The sequence below is a fragment of the Chloroflexota bacterium genome, assembly GCA_016219275.1.
GTDB lineage: Bacteria > Chloroflexota > Anaerolineae > UBA4142 > UBA4142 > JACRBM01.
This window is the reverse complement of sequence record JACRBM010000043.1, coordinates 24606-39790: the sequence shown is the minus strand read 5'-3', so window position 1 is coordinate 39790 and position 15185 is coordinate 24606. Positions and strand designations below refer to the sequence as shown.

Below are 15185 nucleotides of genomic sequence, written 5' to 3'. Positions count from 1 at the left end.
TCTCGCGCCCAAGTTGATAGGGTGTTGGTTTACCGAATGTCCCATGACCACAGGCACATGGTCACACGGTCTCGCCTGGGTTAGCCAGATTTTGCGACCGTAAAGCGCGCAACCGATTGTTGCAACGCGGCGGCGGTGTCGGTCAGCGTTTGCGCGGCTTGTTGCGATTGCGCCGCGCCGTTCGCGGTCTGCTGCGCAGCTTGGGTCATCTCGTTCATCCCCACAACGATTTGGTCGAGACCGATCGTTTGCTGTTCCACCCCGGCGACAATTTCTTGCGCCGCTTGCGCCGATTCGGACACCGAGTCGGTCAATTCCTGGATCGTGTGCGCGGCGCGCGACACGGTTTCACTGCCGACGTTCACGCCTTTGGTGCCTTGCTCCGTCGCCATCACCGCACGGTTCGTCGCTTTTTGAATGTCACCCAGGATCACTTTGACTTGTGCGGCGGCTTGGCGCGATTGTTCGGCAAGGTTACGCACTTCGTCCGCGACGACGCGAAAGCCGCGTCCCGCTTCGCCAGCTTGCGCCGCTTCGATGGCGGCGTTGAGCGCGAGAATGTTCGACTGCCCCGCAATATCTCTGACCGTGTCAATGATCGCGCCGATCTGTTGCGTTTGTTCGGACAACGCCAAGATATTTTCCGCAATCGCTTCGACCTTGCCGCGAATATCGTGCATCCATTCCATCGTCTCTTCGACGGCGGCAGTGCCCTTGTCGGCGACTTGCATCGCATGTGTCGCCTGCGCGGCAACGCTCTGCGCGCGGTGCGCCACTTGCTCCGCCGACACTTTGATTTGCCTGACTGTGCTCGTCACTTGATTCACCGCGCTCGCTTGCTCGCGCGTGTTCGCCGCCATTTGCGTGGACGACGAGAGAATTTGCGACGCCGCCGAACCAATGTGCGACGCGCTCAGTTGCGATTGCGCCGCGAGACGGTTGAGTCCGCCCACCATCGTTTCGATGCTTTCACCCAACAACGCGAAATCGCCGCGATAGTGTCCGTTCATTTTGACGGTGAGGTCGCCTTGCGCGATCATGCCGAGAATTTGTTTCGTCTGGTTGACCGGTTGCGTCACCGCGTCGAGCGTCGCGTTCACGCCTTCGACGATCTTGCGAAAATCGCCGCCGTGCCGGCTCGCCTCCGCGCGCTGGGTCAAGTTGCCTTCGACCGCCGACTGCGAGAGCGCGTTCACATCGGCAAGGAGCATGGCAACCGAGTCACGCACTTGGCGCAAACTATGGTTGAGCTTGGTGTAATTTTCATGCGTCCCGCGCGTGTATTCGTCCGGTTCCGCAACGCGCAGATCGAGATCGAGATTGCCTTCCGCGAATTTCCGCATATTGCCGGTAAAGCGTTCGAGTTCGACACGCGTGTACTCGTTGCGACGCGTCGTCGCGGTCACCTCGCGTATCACTTCGACGTGTCCTAGCCGCTCGCCGTGGCGATTGACGAGGTACGCCGAATCCACTTGGAAATCCTTGCCCTGTTGATGAAACGTCGCGCGCGAACCGGTCTGGCTGATGTCGGCGCTCCAGTCTTTACACCGTGTGCCGGCGAGTTGCGCGCGCCGCGCGCCTAGGAACTCTTCGACCGGCTTGTTGACGAACGTATAGTTCATATTCAGGTCGGTCACCGAAACTCCAACCGGAATCGCGTCGAGCAGTTGTTCGTACCAAAATATCTTTTCGACGACGGTATCGAGCGTCCGATTAATGCCATCCACGATCTTGCGAAAATCACCGGCGTGCTTCGCCGCGTCGGCGCGCGTTTCGAACTGACCGATGAGCGCGGCTTGGTTGAGCCGATCGGTATCGGCGACGAGCGCGTGAATCGCGTCAATGCAGGTGTTGAGATTGTTCTTGAGTTCGTTGAAATCGCCACGATAGGGATCGGTGATTTTCGCGGGAATGTTGCCTTGCGCGATGCGATCCACATACTCCGCCGCAACATTCAACGGACCGATCACGGCATCGAGCGTATCGTTCATTCCTTGCACGACTTGGCGATAGCCGCCGTTGAATTTTTGCGCGTTGCCGCGCACGTTGAGTTTGCCTTCGGTCGCGGCGTGATTGAGCGTGTTGATTTCGTTCACCAACGCGCGCAGCGACGCGATCATCCGCGTTTCCGCCGCGGCGATCTCGTCTTGGGCGCTGAACGCGGTGATCGCGATATCCAGATCGCCCTCCGCGATATGCGCGAGATTATGGTTTAGGAGATGTTGCAAATCGTCTGCGAATTGATCCATCGTGCCGGCAAGCACGCCGATTTCGTCGCGACGTTGCAGGCGCAAGCGGCGCGTGAGTTGACCCTTGCCCATTTCTTGAATCATCTGGACAGTCTGGGCAACCGCGCCGGTTGTGCGGCGCGCGATGACGATGCCGAGCGTGAGCACAATCGCTACACCCAGCACACCGCCAACCAACGCAAGCGCGCTCGCGACGGTGAAGATCATGTCACCGTGCGCTTTGGCGTTTGCCGCGCGCGCGAGCATCTTGGCGCGTACCGCGTCCGCGGCTAAGGTGAACGCGCGTTGCGCCGTCAGCGCGTCGCCCGCGTCCATACTGAACGTGGATGCGCCCTCTTTGCCGGCTTGCGCGTTGTCGAGCACATCCTTGAGCGCGCGCTGATACTTGATCCAGGCAGAGGCGAGGTTGCCGATCAACGCCTGGTCGTCGCGTTCGCGCGTCATCGCTTCTAGCGCGGTGAGCGCCGCGGTCGTTTGCGCGCTGACGGCATCAATTTGTTTTTGCGTCACGCCGCGTTGCAGCGAGTTGAGAATAAACTTGTACGTGTCGCCGCGAATCTGATACATATCCGCGACGATTTGATCCACTTGCCGCAACGTTTGCAGGTCATGGTTGTAGATCTGGAGCGTTTGGTCGTTGATCTGGTACATCCCCATCGCGCCGACGAGCGTGCCGACGGCGATGACGGAGGCGCATAGTACTGCAATGCCGATCAACTTTGTTTGTAAGCTCAGATCATCCAAATGTTTCAACATAAGCACCTAGTTTCCATACAAGTCGAGAAAAAGATTTGGAATCCGAAACCCGAAGGGTCGCCGAGACCCTTCGGGTTTAGCAAGTCACATTACATCCGGTATTGCGCGACGACGTGCTTCAACTGTTCGGCAAGTTCGTTCATGTCCTGCGCCGCTTTCTGCGATTGTTGCGCGCCAGACGAGGTTTGTTGCGCCGCTTGGTTGATGTCGTTCATCCCAATCACGATTTGGTCCAACCCAATCGTCTGTTGTTCTACTCCCGCTACGATCTGCTGCGCCGCTTGCGCCGATTCATCCACCACCCGCGCCAGCTCTTGGATTGTTTGGGCAGTCCGATTGACCTGCTCGCTCCCCGCATGAACCCCTTTCGTTCCTTGCTCCGTCGCCATCACCGCTTGGTTCGTCGCACGCTGAATGTCGCCCAGAATCGTCTTGACTTGCGCCGCCGCTTGCCGCGATTGCTCCGCCAAACTCCGCACTTCGTCCGCTACCACGCGAAAGCCCTTGCCCGCTTCGCCCGCTTGCGCCGCTTCGATTGCCGCGTTCAATGCCAGGATGTTCGATTGTCCCGCAATGTCCGTCACCGTGTCAATGATCTCGCCAATTTGTTGCGTCTGCTCCGACAATGCCAGGATGTTTTCCGCTATCGCTTCGACCTTGCCGCGAATGTCGTCCATCCCGCGCATCGCCGCGCCGACCGCGTCCGTCCCGCGTTGCGCCGCTTCACTCGCCCGCGTCGCTTGCTCCGCCACACTTTGCGCGCGTTGCGCCACTTGCTCCGCCGATGCTTTGATCTCACGCACCGTAGATGACACCTCGTTCACCGCGCTCGCTTGCTCGCGCGTCGTGCTCGCCATCTGCGTCGAACTCGCCAGAATCTGCGCCGTCGCCGACGTCATCGAGACGGCGCTCTGCTGTGATTGTCCTGCCATCCCTTTCAGTCCGCGCACCAGCGTCTCGATGCTATCGCGCAGAACGGCAAAGTCGCCTTGGTAATGTCCGTTCAGCTTGACCGTCAGATCGCCTTGCGCGATTTGTCCCAGGATGTGCTGCGTGTCGTGGATCGGCGCGACAATCGTATCGAGCATGCGATTGATTTCATCAATCAATTTGCCGTTATAGCCGACGTATTTGCGCGCATCCGCGCGCACTGCCAGATTGCCAGCCGTCGCTCCGGCGATCAACAGATCCATGTCCTGGTTGCGCATGTTGACCGTATCAATCAACGCATTCAGGTTGTTCTTGATCTCGTTGAAATCGCCGTTGTATTTATCTGTGATCTTGGAGGGCATGTCGCCCTTGCTGATGCGATCCACGTATTCCGCCGCCACGTTCAATGGTCCAATCACCGCATCGAGTGTGTCGTTGACGCCTTGTACGATCTTGTGAAAGTCGCCCTGATGTTTCGCGGTATCGGCGCGCGTCGCGAGCTTGCCGGCAATTGCCGCTTGGCTCAATTTGTTCGCATCCGCAATCATCAGGTTGACCGCCTCAATGCACTGATTCAAGTTGTTCTTGATCTCGTTGAAATCGCCGTTGTATTTGTCCGTGATCCTCGCCGGGATGTCACCCTTGCTGATGCGATCCACATACTCCGCCGCCACGTTCAGGGGACCGATCACTGCGTCGAGCGTGTCGTTGACACCCTGGACGATTTTGCGAAAGTCGCCTTGATGCTTCGCGGCGTCCGCACGCGTCGCGAGATTGCCGGCGATTGCCGCTTTCGAGAGCATATTCGCATCGGCGACCAGCGCATTCACTGCATCAATACATTGGTTCAGGTTGTTTCTAATTCCGTTGAAATCGCCGTTGTACTGGTCCGTGATCTTGGACGGAATGTCACCCTTGCTGATCCGATCGACGTATTCCGCCGCGACGTTCAGCGGACCGATCACCGCGTCGAGCGTGTCGTTGACGCCTTGCACGATGTCGCGATAACTGCCCTGGAATTTTGCCGCGTCACCGCGCGTCGCGAGCTTGCCTTCGACGGCGGCTTTGGTGAGCATGTTTGCTTCGCTCACGAGTCCGCGCAGCGATTCAGTCGTCGCCTTCAACGCTGGCGAGATTTCATCTTGGGTATCTCTGGGGTTGACATTGGTTGAGAGATCACCCGCCGCGATTTTCTTCATTGTGCCAACCACAGTGTTCTGGAGATCGTCGGCGAATTGATCCATCGTGTTCGCCAGAATACCAATCTCGTCCTTTCGTTTCGTCCTGAGGCGCATCCCCAGGTGCCCTTTGCCCATTTCCTGGATCATCGTCATCACCGGTACCAGCGGTTTGGTGATGGAGCGTGCCACGAGGAAAGCAGTCACCCCAATCGCGCCAATCAGCAAGAGCGCAGCTAGCATAATGCGCCACACGGCAGTTGCTACCTCCGCATCAATTTTTGCCAGCGAGAACCCCACACGGAACCCGCCCCAGTGCTTGCCTTTGACATAGATGGGCGCCGACATGTCCCACGCTATTTCGCCAGTGTCCCGGCGATAGATCTGACGCAGTATTGGTTGCAAATTTTGGGCAGCAGCAATGCCGACTGGATCATTGAAGAGGCGCTTGGTTCGATTGCCCACCAAGTCGGTCTGATAGTCGCCGGTGAGCATCTTTGTGTAACGCGTGTTGTGTGTGGGAAGATAGCTGTTCGTATCCACCGCTACGGCGAAAAGGACATCCGCATCTTTGAGGTATGTGTCTTCGATCTGGAGGATATTGGCATCCAGGAAACTGTCATTGGCGGTGTGATACTTTTGTGGATTGGTACCCGCGATCGGCTTATAGTCCTCGTCGAACACCTGCGCTTCCGTCAGCCGACCAGTGGCAATGGCATCTTCGAGAACATGACTAACGGACGCCGCGCCAGTCTGCGCCATACTCGTGCCTTTTTGAAGCAAGACTTCTTCCAACGTGTTTTTCTGCGATTGGACATCGTAAAAGATAAACGCAGCCAGCAATGCCGTCATTATCCCGACGATCAGCAATGTCGTTTTCGTTTGCAGACTGCCGGTCACCCATTTTAGGTTTGCCATGTTACCTTGCTCTCCTTGCAATTGCTCACGAACGATATGAGCGGTCCTCACGACGACTTCGTCATCCGTCCCGGACCCGTGCGCTCCACAATTCGCGATTTTTCCTTTGGGGTAGACCGACGATGGTTAGCCAATCTGCCTCCACTCCTAACACTCTACTCGATCTTGTGATGGTTTACTTGAGTTGCCCTACCGACTCGCGCATGCCTCGCGTTCCAGACTGCAACTGTTGTCCACGGAGGAATAATCCTCGCGGAGTATCCATTGGAGTTTTGTTGAATTCACTTTACCTTTATTTTGCGCCGGCGTCGAGAGAACTCTTGGGGGCATAGTCAAATCATACCGGAGTACGCCCTGTTTGAGAGCGCGTTATTAAATCGCTCTCAGAAATTAGACCCGAAGGAACGATCTCCTTCGGGTCTAGTACCTGGGTCACGTCAACCGCTTGCGTGTCGCGGAAAAAAAGGTGAACGCCATCGCGCGACTATGCCTCTTCGTGGACGATGATTCGCTCGTCGCGCAACAGCGCTTCGAGATTCAAGATGATGAGCATATCTTTGGTCACTCCTTGGAGAAATTCTTCTTTGACCGCGCTCTGGGTCGCCAACGGCGGCTTGATGTCACTGACGAGAACATTCGTCGCGCCTTTCACGTCGTCGGCGAGGATGCCGATCTCCAAACCCGCCGCGTTGACGAGAATGACTTTGGTCGTATCCGTGTATTCTTTTTTCTCGACGCCGAAGAAACTGCGAATGTCAATCACCGAGTAGATCGAACCGCGAATGTTGATCACGCCGACGACAAAGCCAGGGGTGCACGGCACCGGCGTGACATCACGCAGCGGCTGCACTTCCTGGACGTAGTCGGTGGCGATGCCGTATTTTTCGTTGGCGAGTTGGAACACCACCAACTGCATCGTCTCGCCCGTATGCGTTTCGGTGGACTTGGTCAACGCCTTGGCGCGTTCGAGCAAGACCGCTTTCATTTTTTCGTACGGCACTGCTTTTTCGCCGGACATTTGGGCTTGCGATTCGGCGAGGTGTTGCCGCACCTGATCCCAATCCAAGTTGCTTTTCTGATTTTGATTTTTGGTTAACGGGTGTGTTGTCTTGACCATCGTGTCCCTCTCTTTACGCCGAGTTTATTCGTCGAGCGCGAGTTCGTTTGCCACCAGCTCAAGCAGGCGCGCGACGACGAGTCCATCCCCTTCAGGAACGACTTCGTCGCGCGGCTTCGCTTGCAACATGCGCTGAACGTTTTGTAATTCACGGCGCGCTTGCTCGCGTTCGCCTTGCCGCCGGTAAATCTGTGCGAGGTTGTAACGCGCCAGCGCGAAATCGCGGTCGAGATAAATCGTCTTCTTGAGGGCGTCCACCGCCATATCGAGCAAGCCGTGTTGCTGGTACACCAGCGAAAGCGTATAGTACGGTTCAGGGTGCATCTTGTCGAGACGAATCGCGCGCTCGCACCAATGTTGCGCTTTTTCGAGATTGCCCTTGTTCGCGTAAATCTTGCCGAGCGTAAAATAAGCCGGCGCAAATTGCGCGTCGCGATCAATCTTTTCGTACAATTTCGCGAGCGCCGCGTCGCTCTTGCCTTCGCGCAACAACTCGAGCGCCTGTTTGTATGCGTCGGGCGGCGGCGCGGCAGGCGCACGTGCGGGTTGCGGCGCGGGGGTAGAAGCAATTGGCAAGACCGGCGGCGGCATTTCAATCGGTTTGAAGGGTTTGACTCTGGGTTTCAGGTGGAGCGCGCTCGGTTTTTGGTACACGACCGTGCCGGGAAAATTCTGCGCCGAGAAATCGCTATAGTACAGCATATTCGGTTCGGACGGTCCGGGAATGAACCAGCCGTCGTTGACCAGCGAGGCGTGAATTTTTTGAATGACGGCGCGCGTCACGCGCTCATTGAAATAAATGGTCACGTTTCGACAGAGGATAATGTCCATCGCGTTCGTGTTGTTCGTGAGCGAAGGGAATGGATCGCTGACCAGGTTAAGATAGTCGAACGTCACCATACGCTGGATAGCATCCGCGAGCACGTACTGATTGCCGTCGAGTTGAAAGTACGTGTCTTGCACGCGTTTCTCGACGCCGCGAAAAGACCACGCGCTGTACCGCGCGGCTTGCGCTTTTTTCAACGCCTCGCGATTGATATCGGTCGCCAGCACCAACACATTCCAACTTTCCAGATTCGGGAGTATTTCCTTGAGCAGGATCGCGATCGAGTACGGTTCTTCCCCGGTCGAACAACCCGCGCACCAGATGCGAATCCGCCGATTGGTATGCTCGCGCTCTTGCACGATGCGCGGCAAGACGTACTTGGTGAGCGCGTCAAAGTGGCTGGTGTTCCGAAAAAAATAAGTCTCGCCGACCGTCAACACGCTGATGACCTGATCCCATAGCGCACCGCTGGTAGGCAAATTGCTCAGGCGACGGTACAGTTCGTCCAGGTCCGCGCAACCGATCACGTCCATCACTTGCGCCAAGCCGCGTCCCAGCATCGCGCGCTTGTCCTCGGGAAAATCCAAGCCGATCCGTTCCAACACGAATATGCGAAACCGGTCATAATCGCCTTGCGACAAGGCAAGGTCACGCTGAACTGGCAGACGCAGCTCATGACGATGAAAGTTATCATAGTTCGACGGGTACAGCGCCGGCGTGCGCGATTCATGGGACTGGTCGGACAAAAAACTTTTCTGATCCATACAACCCATTTAATTCGCGCTCATCTGCGCCGCGGCGGTTTCCAAAAGCACTTGCTTGGGATCGAGAATCAGGATAAGGCGGTCGCCTAGTTTGCCAATCGCCGATAAAAACTCCATCTCCGCGCCCACGGCGCGCGTACTTTCGATATTTGAGGTTGGCATCGTCAGGACTTCGGAGACAACATCTACGGTGAGCGCCACCATACGTCCCCCGGCTTGCGCGATCAACAACTGGGTGTTCAAATCGTGTTCCTTGACCGGCAAACCGCAACGCTTGCGAACGTCCACGACTGGAATCACTTTGCCGCGCAGATTGATGATGCCAACAACCGCATTCGCGACATGCGGCGCGCGAGTGATCGCGACCATCCGCACGACCTGGACGACATTCGCGATATCGAGCGCGTACTCTTGGTCGTCCAATTTGAAGGTGAGCAATTGGACGTGTCCACTCTGCACCGATTTGATTTCGCTATGCAATTCGGTTGCCAGCATGACTCTGCTCCTTGCGCTAGATTCGCGCCTAGCGCGTAAACACCATCGAGGCGCTGATGCCATTCGGCGTAGACACAGTTGCGAGATTAATCGTGCTCGCGTCCACAACGGGTGACACGTTGACAGTGACGACTAACTCTTCACCTGGGTTCAGCACGCCCGGTTCAAATGTCTCGGCAGTGGGCGGCGAAGCGATTTGATAGATTTGTTCGGTCCAATGATTAGCGCCAGCGCCGTAGGGATACCATCTGACCTGCCCCGTGCCACTGCCCGTGTATTGCAAAATCACATCCCAGCGATTGAAATCGGTCAGTTTGGTCGTGCCAATATTTTTGAAGGTCACGTACACGTAATCACCACCCGCCGATGTCGTCGCATTGAGCGGCGAGACGTTCGTGCGGACGCGTTCCCCGGCGCGTTCCTGCATCACGCGCGACGATTCGGCGAGACTCGCTTGCGTAGTCAACGCCGTCGTCGTGACGCCGACGACGACCAGAATCAACAAGCCGATAATGATGAGACCGGTAATCGCGGTTTCCATACTCGCTCCGCCTCGCCTCTCTCCCCTGCCCCTCTCCCCTCTCCTGAAAAATTCAGGAGAGGGGAGAGGGGGAAGGGGATGAGGGGTGAGGTCTACTCACTGAAATAGTATTCCGAGTTCACGCCGTTCGTCAGAACGACCTTGACAAAATAGCGCGTGCCGGGACCGAGAAACGTATAGCCCTTGATAACGAACTTGACGGTGGTCACCGGATTCCAATCCGTGCCGCCGCCTTCAATCGAGTACTGCCAGTACGTCCCACTCCCGGTGTTATACGGAATGCGCGCGAAATTGCTCTGCGGTCCGAAAAACACATCGCTGGATTCGATGGCGAGCACGCGCGCGGTGCCAATGTTCTTGACCCAGAGATGCACTTCATCACTCGGCGTCTTCGCCGCGTGAACGATTTGAATTTGCGTTTTGAAACGCTCGTCCATCCGCGTTTGCATACTGGTCATCGTAGCATTGCTCTGTCCGATCAACGGATAGATTGCGTTGAAGACGGTAATGGCGGAAATGACGCCCGCGACGATCAGGAGACTCGTCACGATCATCTTATCCAAGATTCGCCTCCTCGATGATCTGCAATGCTTCTTCGCCGTCCGCTGCGCGGTCGAGCAATTCGTCCAGCTTCAACACCGCGTCGAGAACCTGGGTCAGCGGCGCTTTGATCGGACCTGTGTCTTCGTAGCGCGCGACGACTTCGATCAACTGTTTCCTGTCCACGTCGAGCAGATAGCCGCGTTCGGCGAACAACGTCACGAGTCTGCCCACACGTCCGCTGCCAAGTCGTTCGATACTCCCCTTTGCCCACACTTCCAGCCGCTTGAGATGTTCATGATGTTCCTCGGCGACGATCGCGTGTTGCGCGTGGCGAATTTCGGCGAGCGGGACGGCTTTAATAACCGGGGTTGGCGATTCCGCCGGTTTGCTCACCGCCGCCGCGGCTTCCGCTGCGTACTGCGCGAGAACAAGCTCGTGTACTTGAGTGATCGTGTGCTGGATTTCGTTCTTGAGAATTTTCAGTTCGAATTCGAGTGCTTTGACACGCTGTTCGAGTTCCACGGTCGAATCTCCGTCGGTCTTGCTGGTTTAGAGCAGATTCCTAACGCGTTTACGGCAGACCTGTCAGGTTCGCTTCGCGGAAACCTGACAGGTCTTGGATGCAACGCACACCATAAATCGAATCGGAATTTGCTCTAGACAATTGTGTGAATCGCGACTAGGATTTTTTGCTTTCGTCCGGCTTGGGCGGTAGCGTCGAGCTTGCCAGTTTTACGCGCAACGCGTCCACCGCTTGGATCGTGCCTTCGGAAGGCTTGCTGTCGTCGGCGCGCAAGCTGGGATAATAGTGCAAGAGCACTTGCTCTTGAATTTCCAAAAGCGTGCGTTGCAAATCATTCTTGAGAATCTTGACCTCGTATTCGAGGGCTTTAACGCGTTGTTCGAGTTCCACAGCGACTCCTTTCAACCTTATCTTAACATGGCGTTTCACGCGGCAATCTAAGCAAATGGTACCCGTCGGGCAAACTGAAAGTACTAGCCGCGCGTTACGGCGCGCGCCAACGCGCGATCAGTTCATCCAATTGCGCGTACACGTCGGCGGGCGCGCGGTCGCGCGCGCGTTGCGCCGCGCGCAAGGCGGACGCGCGGTCGCCGGCTTGGTCATACAGCAACGCGATATTTTTATGCGCTTCCCACACGTTCGCCGCGTCCGGCGCAAGTTCGACGAATTTGGCATAGCTCGCAATCGCGTCGCTCAGTTTGCCTTGCTGATAGTACACGAACGCGAGTTTGCGCGCGGCTTCGGCGAGCGGGATGCGCGCGGCGAGCGCGCGTTCGTACGCATCGGCGGCGCGCGCGAGATCCGGTTGCGCCTTGAACACATCGCCCATCGCCACAAAGGTCGGCGCAAAGTACGGGTCCCGCTTGGCGGACTCGGTTAGTTTGTGCAACGCCGTGTCCGAATTTTCCAAGTACGTCAAATCGAAATCCGCCCACTCGTTCCACAGCCGCACGTCGTTCGGGCTGAGGCGCACCGCCTCGGCGAAATACTTGCTCGTGAGGTCCGCCAGTTTCTTTTTGCCCGGCGTGTTGAGCGGCGGCTCGGGTTTGTACAAGCGCGCGAGGTTCGCGCTATGATCAACGTACAGCGGATTAAAGTTGTACGCCCGGAGGTACATCGTTTGCGCCGCGTACACGGAATCGTTCCGATTCAACCGGGCAATCTGTTGCGCGTTCAAGTTGAGTAGATCGTTCAATTGCGTTTGGTCGCCGAACTGCGAGGGGTTCGTCATATCGAGATAGAATGCCTTGTTGGCAAAGACATTGCCGAGCAACATATAGTACCGATCCGTCATCGGCGCGAGTCGAATGGCTCGGCTAAACAACGCCACCGCCGCGTCGGTCTCGTGCGCGTTCATGAAAAACAGTCCGACTTTGTTGTACGTGTCCGCGCGAATCGGGTTGAGCAACTGCGCGTTGCCTGCGACGATGAGCGCGAACATCAACGGCGCAAATGCCGCAAGCGCCCAGCGATTCACCGCCCAACCCAGAGTTTGCCAGCGCGTTTCCAACGTCAGCGCGACGAGCATGAGCAGAAACAACGCCAGAAGCATAACGCTAAAGAAATCAGTCAAGCCGACGAGTTGTTCCGCGACAACCAGTCCTTCTTGCGTACTCGTCAATTTCGCCGGAACGCTTTTCAACGCGCTCACTTGCGCGCTGTAACCCAAACCAAAGAGCGCAGACAATCCCAGGGTTGAGCCGCTCACAACCGCGAAGGCGTTGCGCCAATTGGCGCGCCCAAGCACCCCGGCACAAAGCAACTCACTCACCGCGAGCGCGACTGCCGCCATCCAAACGCCGAGAAGCATAAACAAAATCGCGAATGAGTCCTGCTGCGAAATGGGATTGAACGCGAGCGCCAGCCAAAACGTTTGCGAGACATCGGCGTTGTTGGAGCGTTGAATGAACTCGAACAAGACAATGACGAGAACGATCGCGCCGACAAGCGCGTAACTCGCCGCCGCGCCGAGCCATTCCGTCGCGTGTTGTGGCGACTGAGTCGCTTCGAGTTTCCGCACGCCGATCGCGATGAAGAGCGCGGCAGTCGCCCAGAAAAGCACGCGAGTCGCGGTGAGGTTGATGCCGAATTGAATCTCGACATAGTGCGCGATGAAACCGGCGAGCAACGCCGCGATCAAGATTTGGCGCGCGGGCAGATTCAGTGGCGGCAATCGCGGATCGCGCAACGCGGCGCGACCCAGGAAAATTCCCAGCCCCACCAAGTTTCCCGCCGGCAACGCGATGCCGAAATACTTGAATTGCCCAACGAGGATGGTCGCCAATCCAAAGAGAAATCCACCGCCCAGCCACAGCCCGATGACTATATTGCGTTCGCGGTTCGTCGGTATCAAATCGAGCCATTTCAAGCCGAGCAAAAAAACCGCGAGCCATAGCCACTGGTAAGCCACCAAGCCGAGAATGCCGGTCGAAACGAGCACATCCCAGGTCTCGTTGTGGCTGTGATCTTCTTTCGTGTTCTCGATGTTGCCGTCGGCGAGACGGAACTGGGTAAAGATCACCGCCATTGAATCCGGTCCATAGCCAATCAAGGGACGCAAGAGATGCCAGCGGTCGGGTGTTCCATCGGGAAATTGCGCGACGGGTCGTTCGGCAAAGATGCGCGCATCGGCTTCCCAGATGAGCGTGCGAACTTTGCCCGTGCCGCTTTCGCCTTCAAAAATGTGACCGAGCGATCCGATATACGGCGCGTTGCGAATCGGTTCGAGCGGAGTGTTGGGCACATTCAGTATGACGAGAGTGAGAACACCGATCAGTCCGACCACGACGATGGTTTGCAACGTGCGCCTCATGCGGAAAACGAGCGCGAGCATCAACGCAAAAAAGCCCAGCCCGGTGATCCATCCGACCCAGGGTCCGCGGCTGATCGTAAACAGAAGGCATATCGCTTGAATCAGCGCGATCAATCCGAAAATCCCGGCGCGCAGCCAAGGCACGCGCGTTGCCGCCGTTCTTGCCGCGTGCGCACTGGCGATGGCTTGACCCAGGGTTAGAAAGAAAACCAGGATCAGATACGCGCCTAAAAAGATCGGGTTGCCGAGCGTGGCGAAGACGCGTCCCGGAATGTCGCGATCCCAGACCAGTGGATCGAGACCATAATTTTGAATGATACCGTACAACGCGATCGGTAAACTGGTGAGCGCGAGCGTCGCGACCAAACGGTCGAATTGTTGGCGCGTCGTCAAGCCCTGCGCCATCAGCGCAAAGAGCGCGACGTACGTCAAGGCGATAGATGCGCCCTGGGGACGCGTGAACGATCCAGTGAAGGAAACCGCCGGAGCAATCGCGGTGATCGTGGTGAGCAGTTGCGCCAAGACAATCGCGAGAGTCGGCAAGACGAGCGGCGCGGCGAACCGTTCGCGCCAGGGTCGTGCGCCGAGCCGGCGTTGTTCCAGCCATTTGATCACCCACGCAAGCGCCATGCCGCTCACACACAATTGGATGAACACCATCTTGTCGGCGTCGAAAATGCGATAGGTATTGACGTTGAGGTACAACGGGGCGAGGATGACCGCGATCAACCATCCTGCCTCGATGAGGCGTTCGCAGAGGATACTCAATCGGCTAGGAGATTCTATTTTCTCGTTTATTTTCATTTCCGGCATACCTGGCTTGATTCACAGGGAAAGGCGGTTTGGCTGAACTGTCAACCAAACCGCCGTACCATGTTATGAAATCGGACTCGGGTTCAATGTGCGCCTAGTGGAGGTCCGTCACGACATCAATCTGAGCCGGCGCGGTGCGTTCGATTTGCAATGTGCCGCCGGTCGGCGGTTTGACTTCGAGTGCAAAGGTTTTGTTGGCAGTCACCGCTGTGATCAGATAGACTCGAATTTTCGCCAAATTGCCAGCCGAGAGAATTTGCAAGGTAGCGGTGTTCGCCGGTGGCTGCGTGACGACCCACTTGCCTGAACCAGCCGTGCTAGACACCGCCGAATCGTACGTGAGGTCCGTGTTCGCGCTCGAATCGCGATAGGTTATCTTGACTTTGCTGAGGTCAACGGACGATCCACCCGCAACCGTCGCGAGGTTAAAGACCACTTGACTACCCGTCGTCTCAAGCACGACACTGCCCTTGAGTTCCATCGAGCCGCGGACTTCTTGCAAGCCACTGTACGCGGCTTCTTTACTGCGTTCGGTAAGGAAGGTGCCGGTCGAAAGAACGGTGAAGGCAAAGATCGCGGCGACGACGACGAAGGCAATCAAGATGATCGCGGTCTCCAGCGCGGTGATGCCACTCTCATCCTTCACCATGCGATTGAATTTAGTGTTCATTGGGATTCTCCCTTTTGTGATTTCTAATTCGGGAAGATGATTGATCCTCC

The 15185-nt window shown here is 56.9% G+C and carries 11 protein-coding genes; all 11 read right to left on the bottom strand.

What is annotated here, in order from left to right; all coding sequences use genetic code 11:
* Window positions 1-80: 80 nt before the first annotated feature.
* A complete protein-coding gene (locus tag HY868_11365; GenBank protein ID MBI5302728.1) occupies window positions 81-3005 on the bottom strand; it encodes a HAMP domain-containing protein in 2925 nt (974 codons plus the stop codon).
* Between the two features lie 89 nt (window positions 3006-3094).
* On the bottom strand, window positions 3095-6031 hold the full coding sequence (locus HY868_11360; GenBank protein MBI5302727.1) for a HAMP domain-containing protein: 2937 nt from the start codon (window positions 6029-6031) through the stop codon (window positions 3095-3097).
* Window positions 6032-6515: 484 nt separating this feature from the next.
* On the bottom strand, window positions 6516-7148 hold the full coding sequence (locus HY868_11355) for a purine-binding chemotaxis protein CheW (GenBank protein MBI5302726.1): 633 nt from the start codon (window positions 7146-7148) through the stop codon (window positions 6516-6518).
* A 24-nt stretch (window positions 7149-7172) separates the two neighbouring features.
* On the bottom strand, window positions 7173-8720 hold the full coding sequence (locus HY868_11350) for a tetratricopeptide repeat protein (protein ID MBI5302725.1): 1548 nt from the start codon (window positions 8718-8720) through the stop codon (window positions 7173-7175).
* A 27-nt stretch (window positions 8721-8747) separates the two neighbouring features.
* On the bottom strand, window positions 8748-9233 hold the full coding sequence (locus HY868_11345; GenBank protein MBI5302724.1) for a chemotaxis protein CheW: 486 nt from the start codon (window positions 9231-9233) through the stop codon (window positions 8748-8750).
* Between the two features lie 28 nt (window positions 9234-9261).
* Window positions 9262-9774: a hypothetical protein gene (locus tag HY868_11340; GenBank protein ID MBI5302723.1), complete on the bottom strand. Its 513-nt coding sequence runs from the start codon at window positions 9772-9774 to the stop codon at window positions 9262-9264.
* 92 nt (window positions 9775-9866) lie between these two features.
* Window positions 9867-10337, bottom strand: a complete 471-nt coding sequence (locus tag HY868_11335; GenBank protein MBI5302722.1) for a hypothetical protein — start codon at window positions 10335-10337, stop codon at window positions 9867-9869.
* Window positions 10330-10839, bottom strand: a complete 510-nt coding sequence (locus HY868_11330) for a hypothetical protein (protein MBI5302721.1) — start codon at window positions 10837-10839, stop codon at window positions 10330-10332. Before HY868_11330 ends, HY868_11335 begins: the two co-directional genes overlap by 8 nt.
* A gap of 157 nt (window positions 10840-10996) precedes the next feature.
* Window positions 10997-11230: a hypothetical protein gene (locus tag HY868_11325; GenBank protein ID MBI5302720.1), complete on the bottom strand. Its 234-nt coding sequence runs from the start codon at window positions 11228-11230 to the stop codon at window positions 10997-10999.
* Window positions 11231-11324: 94 nt separating this feature from the next.
* Window positions 11325-14456, bottom strand: coding sequence for an O-antigen ligase family protein (locus tag HY868_11320; GenBank protein ID MBI5302719.1), 3132 nt, complete (start codon window positions 14454-14456; stop codon window positions 11325-11327).
* Window positions 14457-14559: 103 nt separating this feature from the next.
* Window positions 14560-15135, bottom strand: a complete 576-nt coding sequence (locus HY868_11315; GenBank protein ID MBI5302718.1) for a hypothetical protein — start codon at window positions 15133-15135, stop codon at window positions 14560-14562.
* Between the last annotated feature and the right edge of the window lie 50 nt (window positions 15136-15185).